Source organism: Peribacillus sp. NPDC097895 (assembly GCF_050277555.1).
Lineage (GTDB): Bacteria > Bacillota > Bacilli > Bacillales > DSM-1321 > Peribacillus.
Genome location: NZ_JBNNSH010000005.1, coordinates 218,839 through 235,326, shown reverse-complemented (window position 1 = coordinate 235,326; position 16,488 = coordinate 218,839). Strand labels below are relative to the sequence as shown.

General features: G+C 41.6%; 17 protein-coding genes and 1 riboswitch. Of the genes, 10 read left to right on the top strand and 7 right to left on the bottom strand.

What is annotated here, in order from left to right; genetic code table 11:
- Positions 1-281 precede the first annotated feature (281 nt).
- Positions 282-746 carry a DUF523 domain-containing protein gene (locus ACQKMH_RS22265; protein ID WP_427589571.1) on the top strand — a complete coding sequence of 155 codons (465 nt, stop codon included), beginning with the start codon at positions 282-284 and terminating at the stop codon, positions 744-746.
- Positions 747-787: 41 nt separating this feature from the next.
- Entirely contained in the window at positions 788-1,558 is a 771-nt protein-coding gene (locus tag ACQKMH_RS22260; RefSeq protein WP_427589570.1) for a sulfite exporter TauE/SafE family protein, read from the top strand.
- Between the two features lie 111 nt (positions 1,559-1,669).
- On the opposite strand, the gene ACQKMH_RS22255 is transcribed toward ACQKMH_RS22260, so the two are convergent.
- A complete protein-coding gene (locus ACQKMH_RS22255; RefSeq protein WP_427589569.1) occupies positions 1,670-2,077 on the bottom strand; it encodes a VOC family protein in 408 nt (135 codons plus the stop codon).
- Between ACQKMH_RS22255 and ACQKMH_RS22250 the strand changes: the two genes are divergently transcribed.
- Positions 2,069-2,479, top strand: a complete 411-nt coding sequence (locus ACQKMH_RS22250; protein ID WP_427589568.1) for a hypothetical protein — start codon at positions 2,069-2,071, stop codon at positions 2,477-2,479. The genes ACQKMH_RS22255 and ACQKMH_RS22250 overlap by 9 nt on opposite strands.
- Positions 2,480-2,557: 78 nt before the next feature.
- Here ACQKMH_RS22250 and wecB read toward each other — a convergent pair whose 3' ends face one another.
- Positions 2,558-3,700, bottom strand: a complete 1,143-nt coding sequence (wecB, locus tag ACQKMH_RS22245; RefSeq protein WP_427589567.1) for a non-hydrolyzing UDP-N-acetylglucosamine 2-epimerase — start codon at positions 3,698-3,700, stop codon at positions 2,558-2,560.
- A gap of 190 nt (positions 3,701-3,890) precedes the next feature.
- Between wecB and ACQKMH_RS22240 the strand changes: the two genes are divergently transcribed.
- Genes ACQKMH_RS22240 through ACQKMH_RS22230 form a run of 3 tightly spaced genes read left to right on the top strand, consistent with a single transcriptional unit; the run spans position 3,891 to position 7,774 of the window.
- Positions 3,891-5,096, top strand: a complete 1,206-nt coding sequence (locus tag ACQKMH_RS22240) for a glycosyltransferase family 4 protein (protein WP_427589566.1) — start codon at positions 3,891-3,893, stop codon at positions 5,094-5,096.
- A gap of 18 nt (positions 5,097-5,114) precedes the next feature.
- On the top strand, positions 5,115-6,431 hold the full coding sequence (locus tag ACQKMH_RS22235) for a glycosyltransferase (protein WP_427589565.1): 1,317 nt from the start codon (positions 5,115-5,117) through the stop codon (positions 6,429-6,431).
- 41 nt (positions 6,432-6,472) lie between these two features.
- Positions 6,473-7,774, top strand: a complete 1,302-nt coding sequence (locus ACQKMH_RS22230) for a nucleotide sugar dehydrogenase (RefSeq protein WP_427589564.1) — start codon at positions 6,473-6,475, stop codon at positions 7,772-7,774.
- 300 nt (positions 7,775-8,074) lie between these two features.
- Here ACQKMH_RS22230 and pckA read toward each other — a convergent pair whose 3' ends face one another.
- Entirely contained in the window at positions 8,075-9,661 is a 1,587-nt protein-coding gene (pckA, locus tag ACQKMH_RS22225) for a phosphoenolpyruvate carboxykinase (ATP) (RefSeq protein ID WP_427589563.1), read from the bottom strand.
- Positions 9,662-10,075: 414 nt separating this feature from the next.
- Positions 10,076-10,239: riboswitch (SAM riboswitch) on the top strand.
- Positions 10,240-10,402: 163 nt separating this feature from the next.
- Between pckA and metK the strand changes: the two genes are divergently transcribed.
- A complete protein-coding gene (gene metK / locus ACQKMH_RS22220) occupies positions 10,403-11,596 on the top strand; it encodes a methionine adenosyltransferase (protein ID WP_427589562.1) in 1,194 nt (397 codons plus the stop codon).
- 176 nt (positions 11,597-11,772) lie between these two features.
- Here the strand turns inward: metK and ACQKMH_RS22215 are convergent, their stop codons facing one another.
- Positions 11,773-12,291 carry a gamma carbonic anhydrase family protein gene (locus ACQKMH_RS22215; protein ID WP_427589605.1) on the bottom strand — a complete coding sequence of 173 codons (519 nt, stop codon included), beginning with the start codon at positions 12,289-12,291 and terminating at the stop codon, positions 11,773-11,775.
- A gap of 211 nt (positions 12,292-12,502) precedes the next feature.
- Here ACQKMH_RS22215 and ACQKMH_RS22210 point away from each other — a divergent pair, with 211 nt between their 5' ends.
- Positions 12,503-13,306, top strand: coding sequence for a lysophospholipase (locus tag ACQKMH_RS22210; RefSeq protein WP_427589561.1), 804 nt, complete (start codon positions 12,503-12,505; stop codon positions 13,304-13,306).
- A gap of 71 nt (positions 13,307-13,377) precedes the next feature.
- Here ACQKMH_RS22210 and ACQKMH_RS22205 read toward each other — a convergent pair whose 3' ends face one another.
- The 3 genes from ACQKMH_RS22205 to ACQKMH_RS22195 all read right to left on the bottom strand — a co-directional run bounded on the left by ACQKMH_RS22205 (position 13,378) and on the right by ACQKMH_RS22195 (position 15,434).
- A complete protein-coding gene (locus ACQKMH_RS22205) occupies positions 13,378-13,773 on the bottom strand; it encodes a hypothetical protein (protein ID WP_427589560.1) in 396 nt (131 codons plus the stop codon).
- 130 nt (positions 13,774-13,903) lie between these two features.
- Positions 13,904-14,476 carry a class I SAM-dependent methyltransferase gene (locus ACQKMH_RS22200; RefSeq protein WP_427589559.1) on the bottom strand — a complete coding sequence of 191 codons (573 nt, stop codon included), beginning with the start codon at positions 14,474-14,476 and terminating at the stop codon, positions 13,904-13,906.
- Complete coding sequence (locus ACQKMH_RS22195) at positions 14,466-15,434, bottom strand: TIGR01212 family radical SAM protein (protein WP_427589558.1); 969 nt, start codon at positions 15,432-15,434, stop codon at positions 14,466-14,468. Before ACQKMH_RS22195 ends, ACQKMH_RS22200 begins: the two co-directional genes overlap by 11 nt.
- A gap of 169 nt (positions 15,435-15,603) precedes the next feature.
- Between ACQKMH_RS22195 and ACQKMH_RS22190 the strand changes: the two genes are divergently transcribed.
- Positions 15,604-16,110, top strand: a complete 507-nt coding sequence (locus ACQKMH_RS22190; RefSeq protein WP_427589557.1) for an SMI1/KNR4 family protein — start codon at positions 15,604-15,606, stop codon at positions 16,108-16,110.
- A gap of 96 nt (positions 16,111-16,206) precedes the next feature.
- Positions 16,207-16,470, top strand: a complete 264-nt coding sequence (locus ACQKMH_RS22185) for a DUF2524 family protein (protein WP_427589556.1) — start codon at positions 16,207-16,209, stop codon at positions 16,468-16,470.
- The last annotated feature ends 18 nt before the right edge of the window (positions 16,471-16,488 follow it).

Below are 16,488 nucleotides of genomic sequence, written 5' to 3'. Positions count from 1 at the left end.
TTCGTCCTAAACGCTGCAAAATTCGACCTACACGGAAATAATTCGTCCTAAACGCTGCAAAATTCGACCTACACGGAAATAATTCGTCCTAAACGCTGCAAAATTCGACCTACACGGAAATAATTCGTCCTAAACGCTCATAATTCGACCTACGCGGCAATAATTCGCTCTAAACACAGAATAATTCGTCCTCACAAAATATTAGTTGAAATTCATTTCTCTAAATAAATGATAATCAACTAATGGTAAAATTGTGTACAAGGATGATTTGGGGTGATTTGATGATTTTGGTGAGTTCTTGTTTAGCGGGACTTGAGGTGAGATACGACGGTACAAACAGCTTGGATGATAGAATTCTGGAATTGCTGGAAGAGAGAAAGGCAATTTCTGTATGTCCGGAGTTGCTTGGAGGTTTTTCGACACCTCGGGAGCCTGCGGAGATTATTGGCGGTGACGGTGTGGATGTCCTTGATGGAAAAGCGAGGATAATCGAAAAGTCGGGCCGGGATGTTACGGAATTTTACATAAGAGGAGCCCATCTTACATTACGAAAAGCCAAGGAGGTTGGAGCGACGCTTGTCGTTTTAAAAGAAAATAGTCCATCCTGTGGAAGTGCGAGGATCTATAACGGTGAATTCAAGGGAGAGAAGAGAGCTGGGAATGGCGTGACCGCGGCTTTACTTAAACGGCATGGGTTCACGATAACTTCAGAGGAAAGGCTATTGGATTATCTGGATGAGAGATGAATAATGCATTTTATTGAGTGCTTTTGAAAGAAGGGGAATACATGGAGGATATCAATCTCTATACTTTGCTATTTTTAATACTAGCCGGTTTTATTGCTGCGTTTATCGATTCCGTTGTGGGCGGAGGCGGGTTAATAGCCATACCAGCTTTATTGTTCACGGGGATTTCACCTTCAGCTGCTTTAGCGACTAATAAGCTGGCTGGTACAATGGGGTCTTTAACCAGTACGATTTCATTCATTCGGGCTGGAAAAGTTAATTTCAATTTCGTCATTAAGCTGTTTCCGATTACCGTGATTGGAGCTGCATTGGGAGCCTATGTTGTACATTTCGTTTCCGCAGAGATACTGAAGCCTCTCATTTTGATTCTATTGGTCATTGTCGCGATCTATACAATGGTAAAAAAGGATTGGGGGAAAGAGGCAAAGTATAAGGGACTGAAGAGGAAGAAGATGCTTTTGCTGATTGTCATCATATTTTCCATAGGTTTTTATGATGGTTTTCTTGGACCAGGCACAGGTTCTTTTTTATTATTTTCCCTTTTGATTATCGGGTTTGACTTTGTCCAGGCCGCTGGGAATGCAAGGATTTTGAACTTTGGCAGCAATATAGCCGCACTTATCATTTTCTTATCCATGGGGACCGTCAATTTTGCCTATGGAATTCCTATGGGTCTTGCAATGGTATTGGGGGCGTTGGTCGGAACGAACTTTGCCATTAAGAAAGGTGCTTCTTATGTACGTATATTATTCATTTGCGTCACCGTTTTATTGATTGGCAAAAATGTCTTGAATTATTTTCATGTACTTTGAAGGAAGGGGTTCATCGACTATTGAAGGAGCATGATTGTTCTCGGCGATGTCTCAGAAAATCCGTATAAAAGATGGCCGAAATACAAATCGTATTTTCGGCCTTTTTTGAATTCATTTTGTGAAATTCAAGTCCCATTGAACGCCAAATTGATCCTTAACCTTAGCATACTTAGCTCCCCAAAAGGTATCTTGCAGTTCCATCAACGAGGATCCCTTTTCACACATGGCATCGTATAGTTGCTGGATTTCCGCTTCGTTTTCACACTCGAGAACCAGTGAAACATTATTCCCGAATACAAGGGGATTTCCCGGAAACGTATCAGATACCATAATCAACAATTCGCTTTTTTTGATTTTGGCATGCAGAATAAGGTCATTGGCCTCTTCAGGAGTCGGGAAATCAGCTTCCCCGTATGTTTGCAGGTCGGAAATCTCTGCTTGAAATACCTCTTTATAAAAAGATAATGCGTCCTTTGCTTGTCTATCAAATATTAAATAGGGGGTAACCTGTTGCTTCATATGAATCCTCCTTTTTTGTCCTCACTATCATTTCGACAGGAAGATATTATCCTCCTTTATTCACTGGGAATAACGTTCGAGTGTTTTTTCTATAAAAAGCTTTCTTTTATTCTTGCTGACATTGCCGCTAATATTCGGAACGAATGCAGCATGGCTGGCCATTCCATTATCAGTGGCGGTCATATTCTTAAGCGTACTTCTTTATTTGAAAAAGGAAGATACAAACCTTGGGAGGAGAGCCCAGATCAATTAAATAAAATGAAGATCACCAATTTTGGTGGTCTTTTTTTTGCAAGGAAATCCTTTATTGAACGGTCTCAAGGGTTGATCATTATAGGGTATGTATATGGCCATGAAATAAAAAAGGATGACCCCTGCTCAATACGGAGGTCATCATCATAAAACAGGCTAGTCTTTTTTTACCTGTCCTTTACAAGAAGTAGCAGACTTTTTTCATTTTCTTGAAAAATCCTCCCTTTCTCATAAAGAAAGTGGAGATTTCATTTCACAATGCTTTAAGAGGATTTCGACGATCCGCTTTGATGCAAATCCATCTCCGTACGGGTTGGAGGCTGTCGCCATTTTTCTATAAGCATCTTCATTCGTAAGCAAATTATTGGTCAATTGGTAAATGCGTTCCTCCTCAATCCCTGCCAATAAAAGAGTGCCGGCCTCGATTCCTTCAGGGCGTTCGGTCGTATCGCGCAACACGAGAACGGGTACACCGAGTGACGGGGCTTCTTCCTGTACTCCTCCGGAATCTGTCAGGATTAGATGGGATCGAGCCGCGAAATTATGGAAATCAATCACCTCTAGGGGTTCGATTAAATGCAGCCGATCCGTATTTTTGAAAATCTCATAAGCGATTTCGCGAACGACTGGATTTTTATGAATGGGAAAAACAACTTGGATATCCCCGTGCTCGTCCAGAAGGCGTTTCACGGAACGGAATATTCCTTCCATTGGTTTTCCGATATTTTCACGACGATGTACGGTCATCAATAGCATCCTATCACCATTCAACCCATTGAGGATTGGATGCATGTAGTCTTCCTGTATCGTTGTTTTCAAAGCATCGATGACAGTATTGCCGGTAATATGGATGCAATCATTGTTTTTATTTTCCGATAGGAGATTTTCAGCCGCCTGCTTTGTCGGGGCAAAGTGCAAGTCAGCCAAGACTCCAGTCAACTGTCGATTCATCTCTTCTGGGAATGGTGAATGCTTATTCCAAGTACGGAGACCAGCTTCAACGTGACCAATCTGTATCTTATTATAGAAAGCAGCCAAACTTGCGATGAAAGTCGTCGTTGTATCTCCATGAACGAGGACGATATCCGGTTTGATCGTTTTCATTAGTGCACTCAACTTTTCAATGCCTCGAGTTGTAATTTCTTCTAATGTTTGTCTGACCTTCATCATATCCAAATCATGATCAGGTTTTATTTGAAAGCGTTGCAAGACTTGATCGAGCATTTCCCTATGCTGGGCAGTGACCACTACGATCGTTTCAATTTCTTCTTGATGCTTTTTCAGTTCCAATACGACTGGTGCCATTTTGATCGCCTCTGGTCTTGTCCCAAATACGGTCATGACTTTTAAACGTTGTTTAGTCATGCTCATTGCCTCCCCTTCTGTATGTCCTCACCATTATAACGAGAAGTTCAGGGGAAAAATAAAATTGAAACAAAAATTAACAGAATATTTACAACATTAATAAGCTCTTTATATTTCTTTAACCTTTAATTAATATCGGGCATTTACAATATAAAGCAGGAGCACAGCATACGAAGAATAGAGGTGATAGGCGAACATGAAAAGCGTCCTGATGATCGTACAGAACTTTTATCCGGAAATCGGAAGCGCGGGAAATAGAATGAAAAATATATATCTCCATTTGAAAAAGAACGGATTTGAGGTAACGGTCATCACATTGAAGCCGAGTTATCCTAATCAGAGTTTATATCAAGATACAAAGTTTTGGGATGAAGAAAGCATTGAAGAGGATGTCATCAGGATAAAACCTGACAAAGTGAAGCGCTATACAAGCAATATGGGAAGGCGCTTGCTTCATTATTTTGAAGCGATGTGGCTTTTCATTTATACGATCATCCGTCTCGAAAAAAAGTATGATTATGTGTTTGCCACGACCCCGCCGATTTTCCCGACATTGGCCGCACTGATCGCCAAGAAAAAGATGAAGGCGAAACTCATTACAGATGTCAGGGATCTATGGCCGGAATCGTTGATAGGAGTTGGAGTATTCACCAATAAATGGGTTTTGAAAATTGCTTTCTTCCTGGAAAAGAAACTCTATCAGCATTCAGATTACATTATCATCAATAGTCCTGGTTTCAGGGATTATATCGTTGCAAAGGGAGTCAAGGAAGATACCATTCAATTCATTCCCAATTCGCTTACAGCGGATGAACTAACTTTGAAGAATTTGCTTTCGCCCTTATCGGAAAAAATAATCAAAGTCGTTTATACAGGAAATATTGGACTTGCTCAAGATTTGAAAAAATTGATAGACGTAGCCGAAAACCTACGTGAACATAAGCGAATCGAGTTTTCGATTATCGGATATGGATACCGGATATCCGATGTAGAGAAGGAAATCAGCTCCAAAGGATTGACCAATATTAAGGTCATTAATGCGATGAATAGAAGGGTGACTCTTCATGAAGTGTCAACCTCCCATATTGCGTATGTAAGCTTGGTTGAAAAAGATGTATTCAATAAGGTACTGCCTGGAAAGATCATCGATTATATGTGTGTCGGAAAGCCCATTGTCGCTGATGTTTCAGGAAGGGCCAAGCAAATAATCACAGAAGCAGAATGCGGGGTAGTGGCGCATAGCAGAAGTGTTGATGAAATCAGTCAGCATATTTTGACGATGGCCCTTGATCCAACCCTTCGTGAAGAACTAGGAGAAAATGGTTACCGGTATGCAAAACAACATTTCCTATGGTCTAAAAATATTAAAGGTCTCATCAATGTGATGGAAGCGTCGGGCTGAAAAGAAGTGGAGGACAACATGACGAAGAAGGTATGTATGTTTGTATGGAATCACTTTACGAACGATGCAAGGGTTCTAAGAGAGTGCACTGCACTTACTGAAGTGGGTTATGAAGTTGATTTAATTGCCATTCATAATTGGAAGATCAAGGATTTACCCAAAAAGGAGAAACATCGAAATGGTTTTACTGTCACTAGGGTGAATAACCGCTGGGAGGCACTTAATAGGATTCTCAGGGTCGTAAGCAAATTGAAGAAAAAGAAGTTTGAAATCGTCCTATTGACCTTATTGATTTGGAACACGCTGATGGACTTTAACTTGATCACTAGCTGGGTAGGGTCGGGAATTCTGTTCGGTTCCCTTGCACTCCTTGCCATTGGCTCCTTGATCATGACTAAAACGAAGCTGCCGACCTTATTAACAAGAAGCTATATTTTTGGTCAAATGATCTATCATGGCCGGAAAAAGAAATATGATTTTTATCATTCGAATGACTTGAATACCCTAATGCAGGGAGTGATCAGCAGTAAATGGCTGCGAAGAAAAAAACTGATTTATGATTCGCATGAAGTACAAACGAGCAGAACGGGATATAATAGCCGAATTTACGGGATGATGGAGAAGTCCCTATTATATTTTGTCGATGAAATGATTGCCGAAAACCATACGAGAGCTAAATATAACGAAGACTTATATGGTCTTTATCCCAATGTAGTCCATAACTACCCGATTCCAACCAATCCGGAGGAAAGTACGGCAGTGAATTTGCATGAGCTGCTCGATTTGCCACAGAACGAACCGATATTGTTATACCAAGGCGGTGTTCAAATGGGCAGGGGTTTAGAGCAATTGGTTGATGCTGTACCGATGATCCAGGCAGGGACGGTCGTTTTTATAGGGGATGGAAGAATCAAGGATGATTTGATGAAGAAGGTAAGTGACATGAATTTGGAGCATCGGGTGAAGTTCTTGCCGAAGGTTCCGGTTGATGAGTTGCTCCATTATACAAAAAATGCATATTTAGGTTTTCAGGTATTGAATAATGTTTGCTTTAATCATTACTCCGCTTCTTCCAATAAATTGTTTGAATACATGATGAGCGGTGTGCCTGTCGTAGCCTGCAGCTTTCCAGAAATTCAAAAGGTGGTCGATACGGAACAGATTGGCGTTTGTGTTGATTCGCATGATCCCAAGTCAATTGCAGAAGGTGTCAATTACCTATTGAAACATCCTGAAAAAAGGGCGGAAATGAGCAGTAACTGCTTGAATGCCCGACAAAAATACAATTGGAAACAAGAGAAGGAAATCTTTATCGATATTTATCAATCTGCCTAACAAAACGAGAATGGCAGAAAAATATGATAGGAGTGGTTAATATGAAACTTTGTACAATGGGACTAGGTTATATAGGGCTTCCAACTTCATTAATGTTTGCGAAACACGGTGTCGATGTTGTCGGTGTGGATATCCAGCCTGAAGTTATTTCAAATTTGAATAGTGGTAAGCTCCATATCGAAGAACCTGGACTTGAGCAGGTATTGCATGAAGTACTTGATTCCAATAAGTTCCGAGCTGCTTTAAGCCCGGAAAATGCAGATGTTTTCATTATTGCGGTCCCAACTCCAAATAAAGAGGACATGCATCAATCATGTGATTTAACTTATGTCTTGGAAGCGACATCCACCATTCTTCCTTTTATCAAAAAGGGAAATGTCATCATTATCGAATCGACGATAGCGCCAAGAAGCATGGATGATCATATCAAACCCATGATTGAAATGACCGGACTCACGATCGGTAAAGACATCTTCCTCGTTCATTGCCCGGAACGTGTATTACCAGGAAGGATTCTTGAAGAGTTAGTTCATAATAATCGTATCGTCGGAGGAATCACTGAAACATGTTCTTATAAAGGAAGCCTTGTTTATAAAACATTCGTTCAAGGGGAGATCATTCAAACCGATGCGAAAACGGCGGAAATGTCCAAGCTGATGGAAAATACTTTCCGTGATGTGAATATAGCCCTCGCAAATGAGCTGGCGAAGGTTTGCTTCCAGCTGGACATCAATGTTTTAGATGTCATATCGATGGCAAATAAGCACCCACGTGTAAATCTTCACCAACCGGGACCAGGAGTCGGCGGACATTGTTTAGCGGTCGATCCCTATTTTATCGTTGCAAAGTCACCAGAGTATGCGAGAATCATTAAATTGGCCCGTGATACGAACGTATCGATGCCTTATTACATTGTCAATAGCGTAAGGATGATTCTAGAGGGAATCCGCCATCCAAAGGTAGCGGTTTTCGGTCTATCATATAAAGGAAACGTAGATGATATTCGTGAAAGTCCGGCCATTGATGTCGTCAATATCTTGATGGGGATGGAAAATGTAGATGTTGCCTTGCATGACCCGCATGTTCAATCTGGAAAGATGCCAGTCGTTTCAGTGGAAGACGCTGTAACCGATGCGGACTTGATCCTTGTCCTGACTGACCATGATGAATTTAAAATGATGGATTATGATAAGCTATCGAATCTTATGGCCAATAAAATGATTTTGGATACACGGAATTGCATTGATACAACTAAAACCGAAGTTCCGGTTGCCAACTTGGGCAATATCTATCAATACAAAACGAACACCATGAAGAAAGCTAGGAATAAAGCGATCATTTAAATCCAAATGGTAATAGGGTAGGAATGAGGAGGGTGCTGACTTAAAGTCAGTGCCTTTTTTGATGCTGTAAGGGAATGGCTTTCTGAGACGAAGTATGGAGAGATGTCGCAATAAAAAAAATGACAGTTAATTTCCGCTCCAGGCACTCGCTTTCCGCCGGCGGTCTGGGAGCCTCCTCGGCACTATTGCGCCTGCGGGGTCTCCCTTGGACACGTATCCCGCAGGAGTCTCGTACCTAACCTTTTTGTCTACAAATCGTAAAGGACCAAGCAAGAGCTTGGTCCTTTTGTGTTCAATTTATTAAGCAATCGGTCCGCCAAGTTCTTCGATTTCACTTGGAACGCTTCCGAATTTCTTGAAGTTTGCACGGAATTGAGCGGCAAGGGCTGTTGCTGATTGTTTATAAGCAGCAGGGTCTGCCCAAGTTTTGATTGGTTGAAGCACTTCATCAGGAACACCAGGAACATGAAGTGGAATATCCAGACCGAAGATATCATCTTTGACCGTTTCGATGTTCGATAATTCACCTTCAAGTGCCGCTTGTACCATTGCACGAGTGTAGGCAAGTTTCATACGGCTACCAGTTCCGTATGCTCCGCCGGTCCATCCAGTGTTGACAAGGTATACTTTTGAATTGTGCTCGTCAATTTTATCACCAAGCATTTCAGCATAACGTTGAGCAGGTAGCGGTAAGAATGGTGAACCGAAGCAAGTCGAGAATGTAGCTTCCGGTGAAGTTACCCCTCTTTCAGTACCAGCCAATTTACTAGTGTATCCACTTAGGAAATGGAACATTGCTTGTTCTTTGGAAAGCTTGCTGATTGGAGGCAGTACGCCTGAAGCATCAGCTGTTAAGAAAATGATTGTATTAGGGTGTCCTGCGATACTTGGGCTCACGATGTTATCAATCGCTTGCATTTGGTATGCAGCACGAGTGTTTTCGGTTAGTGAACTATCATCGTAGTTTGCCTCACGTGTTTCAGGATCCACAACTACGTTTTCCAATACGGCACCGAAACGGATGGCATCGAAAATTTGCGGTTCTTTTTCGCGAGAAAGGTTGATTGTTTTTGCATAGCAGCCGCCTTCGATGTTGAATACACCATTAGAAGACCAGCCGTGCTCGTCATCACCAATCAGTTTACGATTAGTGTCTGCAGATAAAGTTGTTTTACCAGTACCAGACAGCCCGAAGAATAAAGCGACATCCCCTTCACGTCCTACGTTAGCAGAGCAATGCATTGGAAGGATTCCTGCCTCTGGAAGTAGGTAGTTCATGATTGAGAAGATCGATTTTTTCATTTCTCCGGCATATTCCGTTCCGCCAATCAGGATGGTACGGCGTTCAAATGAAACGATGATGAAAGTTTCGGATTTCGTTCCGTCCACTTCTGGGTCCGCTTTGAAATTAGGTGCCGAAAGAATTGTGAATTCTGCTTCGTGACCTCTTAGCTCCTCTTCGTTCGGACGAATGAACAAAGTATGGGCGAAAAGATTATGCCAAGCATATTCATTAACAACACGAATTGGAAGACGTGATGATTCATCTGCACCAGCGAAACCTTTGAAAACAAAAAGCTCTTCTTTTGCTTTTAGGTAATCAACTACTTTATTATATAGTTTATTGAACACATCTTCAGAAATTGGCTGGTTCACTGAACCCCAATCGACTTTATCTTTAACGGATGCTTCTTCCACGATATATTTATCTTTAGGTGACCGACCAGTATATTTGCCTGTTTCAGCTTTTACTGCGCCGGTTGATGTTAATACTCCTTCATGTCTGCTTAATACTTTTTCGACCAATTGAGGTACTGAAAGTTGAGTGTACACATTGTTTCCTGCTAATAATTGGTGTAACTCATTAGAAACATCTACAGAATTCATATATGAGGTACCTTCCTTTGTTTAAGTTTTTATATTACAATTAGTATAACACATTCATTTAAATAGTCTATACTATTTATTTTGTTTTGTGATAAATTTCAGCTGATTCGTTCATCATTTTAAACCGGTAAAATCGGCAGGAACCGAGTCAATATTATCGCATATACTTTAAAGTAAGTAAATTTTCCTTTTATTAAATAGGAAGTAATTAAGCATAGTATTTCAAATAATACGGAAGTTATGAATTAATGGGAATTTTCAACATTTATATTGGCGTTTTTTAATTGAAATCCTTTAAGGACGTTGATTCAGCACGGTTTTTACGTGAACACTGTTTGGGAGGGAATTGTTCTTTTAAGAAAAAGCATTGACAAATTCCGACCAAGTACGATAATATCTTAAATTGTACGGATTCTCTTATCCCGAGTTGGTGGAGGGACAGGCCCTTTGAAACCCAGCAACCTGCCATATTGAACTTGACTCCAAGATCGATCGCCGAAAATAAAGCGATGGTTCTTCAAGGAATAGTGGTGATGGTGCTAACCTGAGCAAGGTAAAAAACCCTTGAACGATAAGAGTGAAAGGATAGAAGACAGAATGTTAAACCTTTCCTCATTTGCCAGGGAAGGTTTTTGTGTTTTTTAAAGTAATTCTGTGTCTATAGTTGAAACTAATGAGGGAAACGAGTTCCGTAAAAAATCAGGCTTATGCCTACAACATACTAACTTCCAAGGAGGAAATATGATGTCAAAGAAACGTCTATTTACTTCTGAATCTGTTACAGAGGGCCATCCGGACAAGATTTGTGATCAGATTTCAGATTCCATTTTAGATGCTATCCTTGCTAAGGATGCAAATGCACGTGTAGCGTGTGAAACAAGTGTAACAACAGGTCTTGTACTTGTTGCTGGTGAAATTACAACATCCGCTTACGTGGATATTCCGCGTATCGTTCGTGATACGATTGCAGGAATTGGCTACACACGTGCGAAATACGGTTTCGATGCTGAAACTTGTGCTGTATTGAGTTCCATCGATGAGCAGTCTGCCGATATCGCAGCTGGTGTCGATAAAGCTCTTGAAGCTCGTGAAGGAAACATGTCAGAGGAAGAAATCGATGCAATCGGTGCAGGGGACCAAGGTCTTATGTTCGGATTCGCTTGTAATGAAACGGAGGAGCTTATGCCGCTTCCGATTTCATTGTCACATAAACTTTCATTCCGCTTGGCTCAAGTTCGTAAAGACGAAACGCTTGCTTACTTACGCCCTGATGGTAAAACACAGGTAACTGTGGAGTATGATGAGAACAACCGTCCTGTTCGTGTAGATACAATCGTCATTTCTACACAACATGATGCAGAAGTTACGCTTGAGCAAATTCAAGCCGATTTAAAAGAACATGTCATTAAAGCAGTTGTTCCAGCTGAATTGATCGATGCTGAAACGAAGTACTTCATCAACCCGACTGGCCGTTTCGTAATTGGCGGACCTCAAGGGGATGCTGGTCTTACTGGACGTAAAATCATCGTTGATACGTACGGCGGATATGCTCGCCACGGCGGCGGTGCATTCTCTGGTAAGGATGCTACGAAAGTTGACCGTTCTGCGGCATATGCTGCTCGTTACGTTGCGAAAAACATCGTGGCAGCTGGCCTTGCTGACAAAGCGGAAGTACAATTGGCTTACGCAATTGGTGTTGCAGAGCCTGTATCCATTTCGATTGATACATTTGGAACTGGTACAGTTAGCGAAGAAGTGCTTGTTGACCTAGTTCGCGCTAACTTCGACCTTCGTCCAGCTGGAATCATCAAAATGCTCGATCTTCGTCGCCCAATCTACAAACAAACAGCTGCTTACGGACACTTTGGCCGTACAGATGTTGATCTGCCATGGGAACGCACAGATAAAGCAGAATCGTTAAAAGCACAAGCATAATTCATAAAAGTAAAGGTGCCTCGCATTAGCGGGGCACCTTTTTTTATGGATTAATTTCGCCTGAAGAGGGAATAATTCAAGAAATCCCATTTTGAGATTTAAGTAAATACTTGTGATGGAGCGTTAACATGAATCTCGGCTGTTTACTCGTAAGTTTCGGGCTAATATTCGTTAACTTATTTTATTCGCTCTGCATTTTTATAGTATTGTCCTTTTTCGGCATATTCGCGTACGATACGTTCCATATCCTGACGGTCTTCCTCATTGATTTCGCGAATCACTTTTGCTGGGCGTCCGAATGCTAACATGTTTGGCGGAATGACTTTTCCTTGGGGGACGAGACTGCCTGCACCGATAAAAGCTCCTTCGCCGATTTCGGCTGCATCAAGCACAATCGATCCCATGCCGATCAAAGCGCCTTTACGAATTTTACAGCTATGTAAAATGACCTGATGGCCAATGGTTACTTCATCCTCGATGATCAATGGATTATTCGGGCTTTGGTGCAGGACGCTGTTATCCTGTATACTGACTTTTTTCCCGATGATGGTTGGGGCTACATCACCACGAATGACGGAATTGAACCAAATCGACGATTCGTCACCAATTTTCACATCACCCGTCACGACAGCGTTTTCAGCAATATAAGCGCTTTCAGCAATATCAGGTTCTTTGCCTTTAAACGGATAAATAATCATTTTCAATCATTTCCTTTCCGAAGTGAATGTTTTTATGTATTATTTTAATATACCGTATGCAAATACACTTGGCTATTTATAATACGAATGTACAACTTGTTAGATTTCTTTTTTGTCGAAAAACACGAATATGGTTATAATTTATATATATTATTTTTAACTATCAAGGAACGGAAACAACAAGTGAAAAGTGAAAGGGGGATTTCGAATGTGGAAATGGGAGACTGAAGGAGACGCAAAAGGCGTCATTGTCATCATTCATGGGGCAATGGAACATCATGGCCGTTATAAGTGGGTAACACAAATGTGGCTTTCAGCGGGATACCATGTCGTGATGGGCGACCTTCCTGGGCAGGGAATGACAACTCGCGCCTACCGGGGACATATCGATTCCTTTGATGAATATTTAGACGAAGTGAAAAGCTGGATAGAAGAAGCCTACGAATATTCACTGCCGGTCTTTTTACTTGGACACAGCATGGGTGGTTTAATTTCGATACGCCTTCTTCAGGAAGAGGAATGGGACATTGCAGGGGTGATTTTATCTTCACCATGTCTAGGCCTCATGACGAAGCCGCCGAAGTTCCTGACTACCATCTCGCATGGTTTGAACCTCGTGATGCCTATGTTCAGGGTAGATTCCGGATTAACACCTGAAATGGCAACGAGAAGTTCAGAAATTCGTGAATCCGATAGAAACGATACATTATACATCACTAAGGTTTCAGTTCGCTGGTATCGTGAACTTGCACAGGCAATGAAGGATGCTTTTGAAGAGATACCTGAATTTCAGGATGTGCCGCTTTTGGTCATGCAGGGCGGAGATGACCGAATCGTGAATAAAAAGGCGGTACGTGAGTGGTTTAATTATAACTTGGCCAGTGAAAAGCAGTATAAGGAATGGCCAAAACTCTATCATGAAATCTTTAACGAACCTGAGCGTGATGATGTTTTCCAATATGCGCTGAGTTTTGTTGAAAACCGTTTAAAGATATTAGGGTATGTCGTTTAATCAGTACATACTGTCAGGATATATAATGAAAAGCTGCCGAAGTTAGACCTCGGCAGCTTTTTTTATTTGGATCAGCCTGCGTTTTTAAGCAATTCATTCGACTTGATGACCGGTGCCCAGAAAGTAACCGGGTACATAAATTGGTTCAAGTGTGTAAGTTCTTTTTTATTGGATAATGCAGTGGATAGAAGAAAAATGGATTTGAAGGATAAGTCATTGGCGAATAGGTCCAAAAGCGTCGCTTTCATATTCATGACCGCTTCATGATTTTGTGTGGAAATCATTAAATCGAGCTGTGGCAGGAACTTATCAAAAAGTTGATCGAATTGTTTGAGGTCCTCCATGTTTTTTTGTTTTTCTGTCAACGAGTTAAGCGAGCTGACAAAATCCCCGTATTGTTCACTTGAATCCCTTTTGATTTTTTCAGTCAATATATCTGTCAGTAATGAAGTAGGCAAATGTTCCACTTTCTGCACCCTCTTATCTATTTTCTATCAATTATAATCATTATAGACGAAAAATTCAAAATGTTATGATTGGTAATTCTGCAGTGTGGATTGAAAAAACACCGTTCGTATAGAACGGTGTCAAAAGTCATCATCTCTTTTCAATCGCGACAATGAATGGCGGATTATTGGCTTGGTTGATGAAGCCGTATTTCAGGATATGTGCTTTTTGTTGAGGGAAGTCCTGTACATAATCCATTAATGCATCACGTTCTGCCGAACCTCCTGGATGACCATGGTAGATGACGAGGATGATGATGCCTTCTGGTGCCAACATCTCGAAAAGCTGTTCAATGGCCGATATCGTCGTATTGGCTTGGGTGATGATGGATTTATCTCCGCCAGGAAGATAGCCTAGGTTGAATATCGCCCCTGTGATTTTTCCAAAATGTTCTTTCTTGATGTATTTGCTCATTTGTTCATGCCCATCGTGAATGAGCGTGCAATGCTCATGTGAATTTTCGTCTTTCAGTTTGGCCCCTGTTACTTGGATGGCTTCTTTCTGAATGTCAAAACTATAGACATGTCCGTTTTTACCTGTAAGCCCTGCAAGAAAGGCCGTATCAAAACCGTTGCCCATCGTGCCATCAACGGTTATGTCCCCGGGTTGGACAGCTTTTTCAAGCAGAATTCTTGCGAATGGCAAAATGCGGTCAAGCTTCATCTGATTGTACCTCCGTATGGTGATTTTTCCCCTGCCAGCTGTTGCGGCGTTTCAATTCGTCATCAATGGCATTCAAGACATCCCATTTATTGACGCTCCACATTGGACCAATCATTAAATCGATCGGACCATCACCTGTTATACGATGAACGATCATTTCTTTTGGAATGATTTCCAACTGGTCACAGACCAGGCTGACATAATCATCACGGTCCAGGAATTCAAGCAAGCCTTTCTCATATTGTTTGACCATCGGTGTCCCCTTTAAGAGATGAAGTAAATGGATTTTTATGCCCTGTACATCGAGTTTGGCTACTTCCCGGGCTGTTTCCATCATCATATCGTAATCTTCCTGAGGAAGGCCATTGATGATATGGGAGCATACGCGAATGCCATGTTTGCGCAGTTTATCGACGCCTTCTTTGTAGCAATCGAAGTCATGGGCACGATTGATCATCGTCGCGGTCTTTTCATGCACCGTCTGGAGACCAAGTTCCACCCATAGGTATGTGCGTTCGTTCAATTCTGCCAAATACTCGACTACATCATCGGGCAGGCAATCAGGGCGTGTCGCTATGGAGAGTCCAACGACACCCTCCTGGGTCAGAACACTTTCGTATTTCTCGCGAAGCTCTGCCACGGGTGCATGCGTATTCGTGAACGCTTGGAAATAGGCCATATACTTTCCGTCTTTCCACTTATGATGCATCCGTTCGCTGATTTTTTTAAACTGGACTTCGAGCGGCTCCACCCGATTGCCTGCAAAGTCACCCGAGCCTGAGGCACTGCAGAAGGTACAGCCGCCATGTGCGACGGTGCCATCACGGTTCGGACAGTCAAAACCGCCATCCAGGGCTACTTTAAAAACCTTATGTCTAAAATGTTTTCTCAAGTGGTAATTCCATGTGTGATATCTTTTGTTATCCGTTGCATATATAAACGGGTTTGCTTGATTCAAATCAGCAACCTCCTAAGTATAATAAAGCGCACCATATATTATACAACATTCTGGCAGCTAGGTCTTTTTTCGAAAAAAAAGCGTATACTGTATACTTGAAGGGTAAACATTTAGCTGCTAAGGCCAGTATATCTAGTGAATGACTATATCCAATCGGGAGCTGATGGACATGACCGGTCAAGTTGAAGAAGCGATTAAACAAATGAAAAAGAAATTAGCCGAAAATAATCAGGTGATCGAAGTGAATGAAGATGGATTTATATACAAAGCCACTTGCACCTTCAATTCCCCTGCTTCGGATGAACAAATTCATTCCTTTGAAGAAAAAACCGGACTGCTTCTGCCCGATGATTATAAAGAGTTTTTGAAAATAACGAACGGATGCCGTCTGTTCGAAACACGAGAATCAGGTGGGGAAAATGATTTATACAGCCTGGATGACATAATTAATTACACATATGAAGACTCCTATGAAGGACGCTATAAAGTGGCCTGCATTTATCAAGATAATATCGTGATCGATGGGGAAGCCGTCGCTAAAGGCGATAAGGAGTACTTAATGGTAAAAGGCCATATCGATGATTTTGAAGAAGGCGAGAAACTCCATATGGGTTTTGCCGAATGGATCGAGCAGTTCATTTCACATCAAGGGGAAAAGTTTTGGGATAAAGGATGAATTCCTCAAAAAAAATGATAATCCACTCGTTAATTGCTCAAACTAATGAAGATGATTCCGAATCATCCAAATGAGACGCGAAGGAGAGGGTTTGTAATGGCAACCAGACAATCCGTCGATCATTTTTTAGAGCAATGTGAAGGAGCTCTCCATTTTGCAGAGTATGAATTTAACGAAGCCTCACGGCAGGAGCATTATGATGATGAACAATTTCAAAATTCGCAGAGGTATATCGAAGAGGCATTGACGGATATGGAACGATTATACAACAGCGCTAATGCCCAACAACGGGATATGCTCACTCGGATGCAGCAGCAGTTGAATGAATTGAAAAATGAAATGATTTTACTGCAACACTAAAGGGAAGCAAGGGAGCTA

Bases quoted from the DNA above. Each gene is read 5' to 3' on its own strand.
- ACQKMH_RS22235 (WP_427589565.1), top strand. From the start codon at position 5,115: ATGACGAAGAAGGTATGTATGTTTGTATGGAATCACTTTACGAACGAT.
- ACQKMH_RS22200 (WP_427589559.1), bottom strand. From the start codon at position 14,476: ATGAAGCTTGACCGCATTTTGCCATTCGCAAGAATTCTGCTTGAAAAA.
- ACQKMH_RS22185 (WP_427589556.1), top strand. From the start codon at position 16,207: ATGGCAACCAGACAATCCGTCGATCATTTTTTAGAGCAATGTGAAGGA.
- ACQKMH_RS22240 (WP_427589566.1), top strand. From the start codon at position 3,891: ATGAAAAGCGTCCTGATGATCGTACAGAACTTTTATCCGGAAATCGGA.
- ACQKMH_RS22260 (WP_427589570.1), top strand. From the start codon at position 788: ATGGAGGATATCAATCTCTATACTTTGCTATTTTTAATACTAGCCGGT.
- wecB (WP_427589567.1), bottom strand. From the start codon at position 3,700: ATGAGCATGACTAAACAACGTTTAAAAGTCATGACCGTATTTGGGACA.
- ACQKMH_RS22255 (WP_427589569.1), bottom strand. From the start codon at position 2,077: ATGAAGCAACAGGTTACCCCCTATTTAATATTTGATAGACAAGCAAAG.
- ACQKMH_RS22210 (WP_427589561.1), top strand. From the start codon at position 12,503: ATGTGGAAATGGGAGACTGAAGGAGACGCAAAAGGCGTCATTGTCATC.
- metK (WP_427589562.1), top strand. From the start codon at position 10,403: ATGATGTCAAAGAAACGTCTATTTACTTCTGAATCTGTTACAGAGGGC.
- ACQKMH_RS22190 (WP_427589557.1), top strand. From the start codon at position 15,604: ATGACCGGTCAAGTTGAAGAAGCGATTAAACAAATGAAAAAGAAATTA.
- ACQKMH_RS22230 (WP_427589564.1), top strand. From the start codon at position 6,473: ATGAAACTTTGTACAATGGGACTAGGTTATATAGGGCTTCCAACTTCA.
- ACQKMH_RS22265 (WP_427589571.1), top strand. From the start codon at position 282: ATGATTTTGGTGAGTTCTTGTTTAGCGGGACTTGAGGTGAGATACGAC.
- pckA (WP_427589563.1), bottom strand. From the start codon at position 9,661: ATGAATTCTGTAGATGTTTCTAATGAGTTACACCAATTATTAGCAGGA.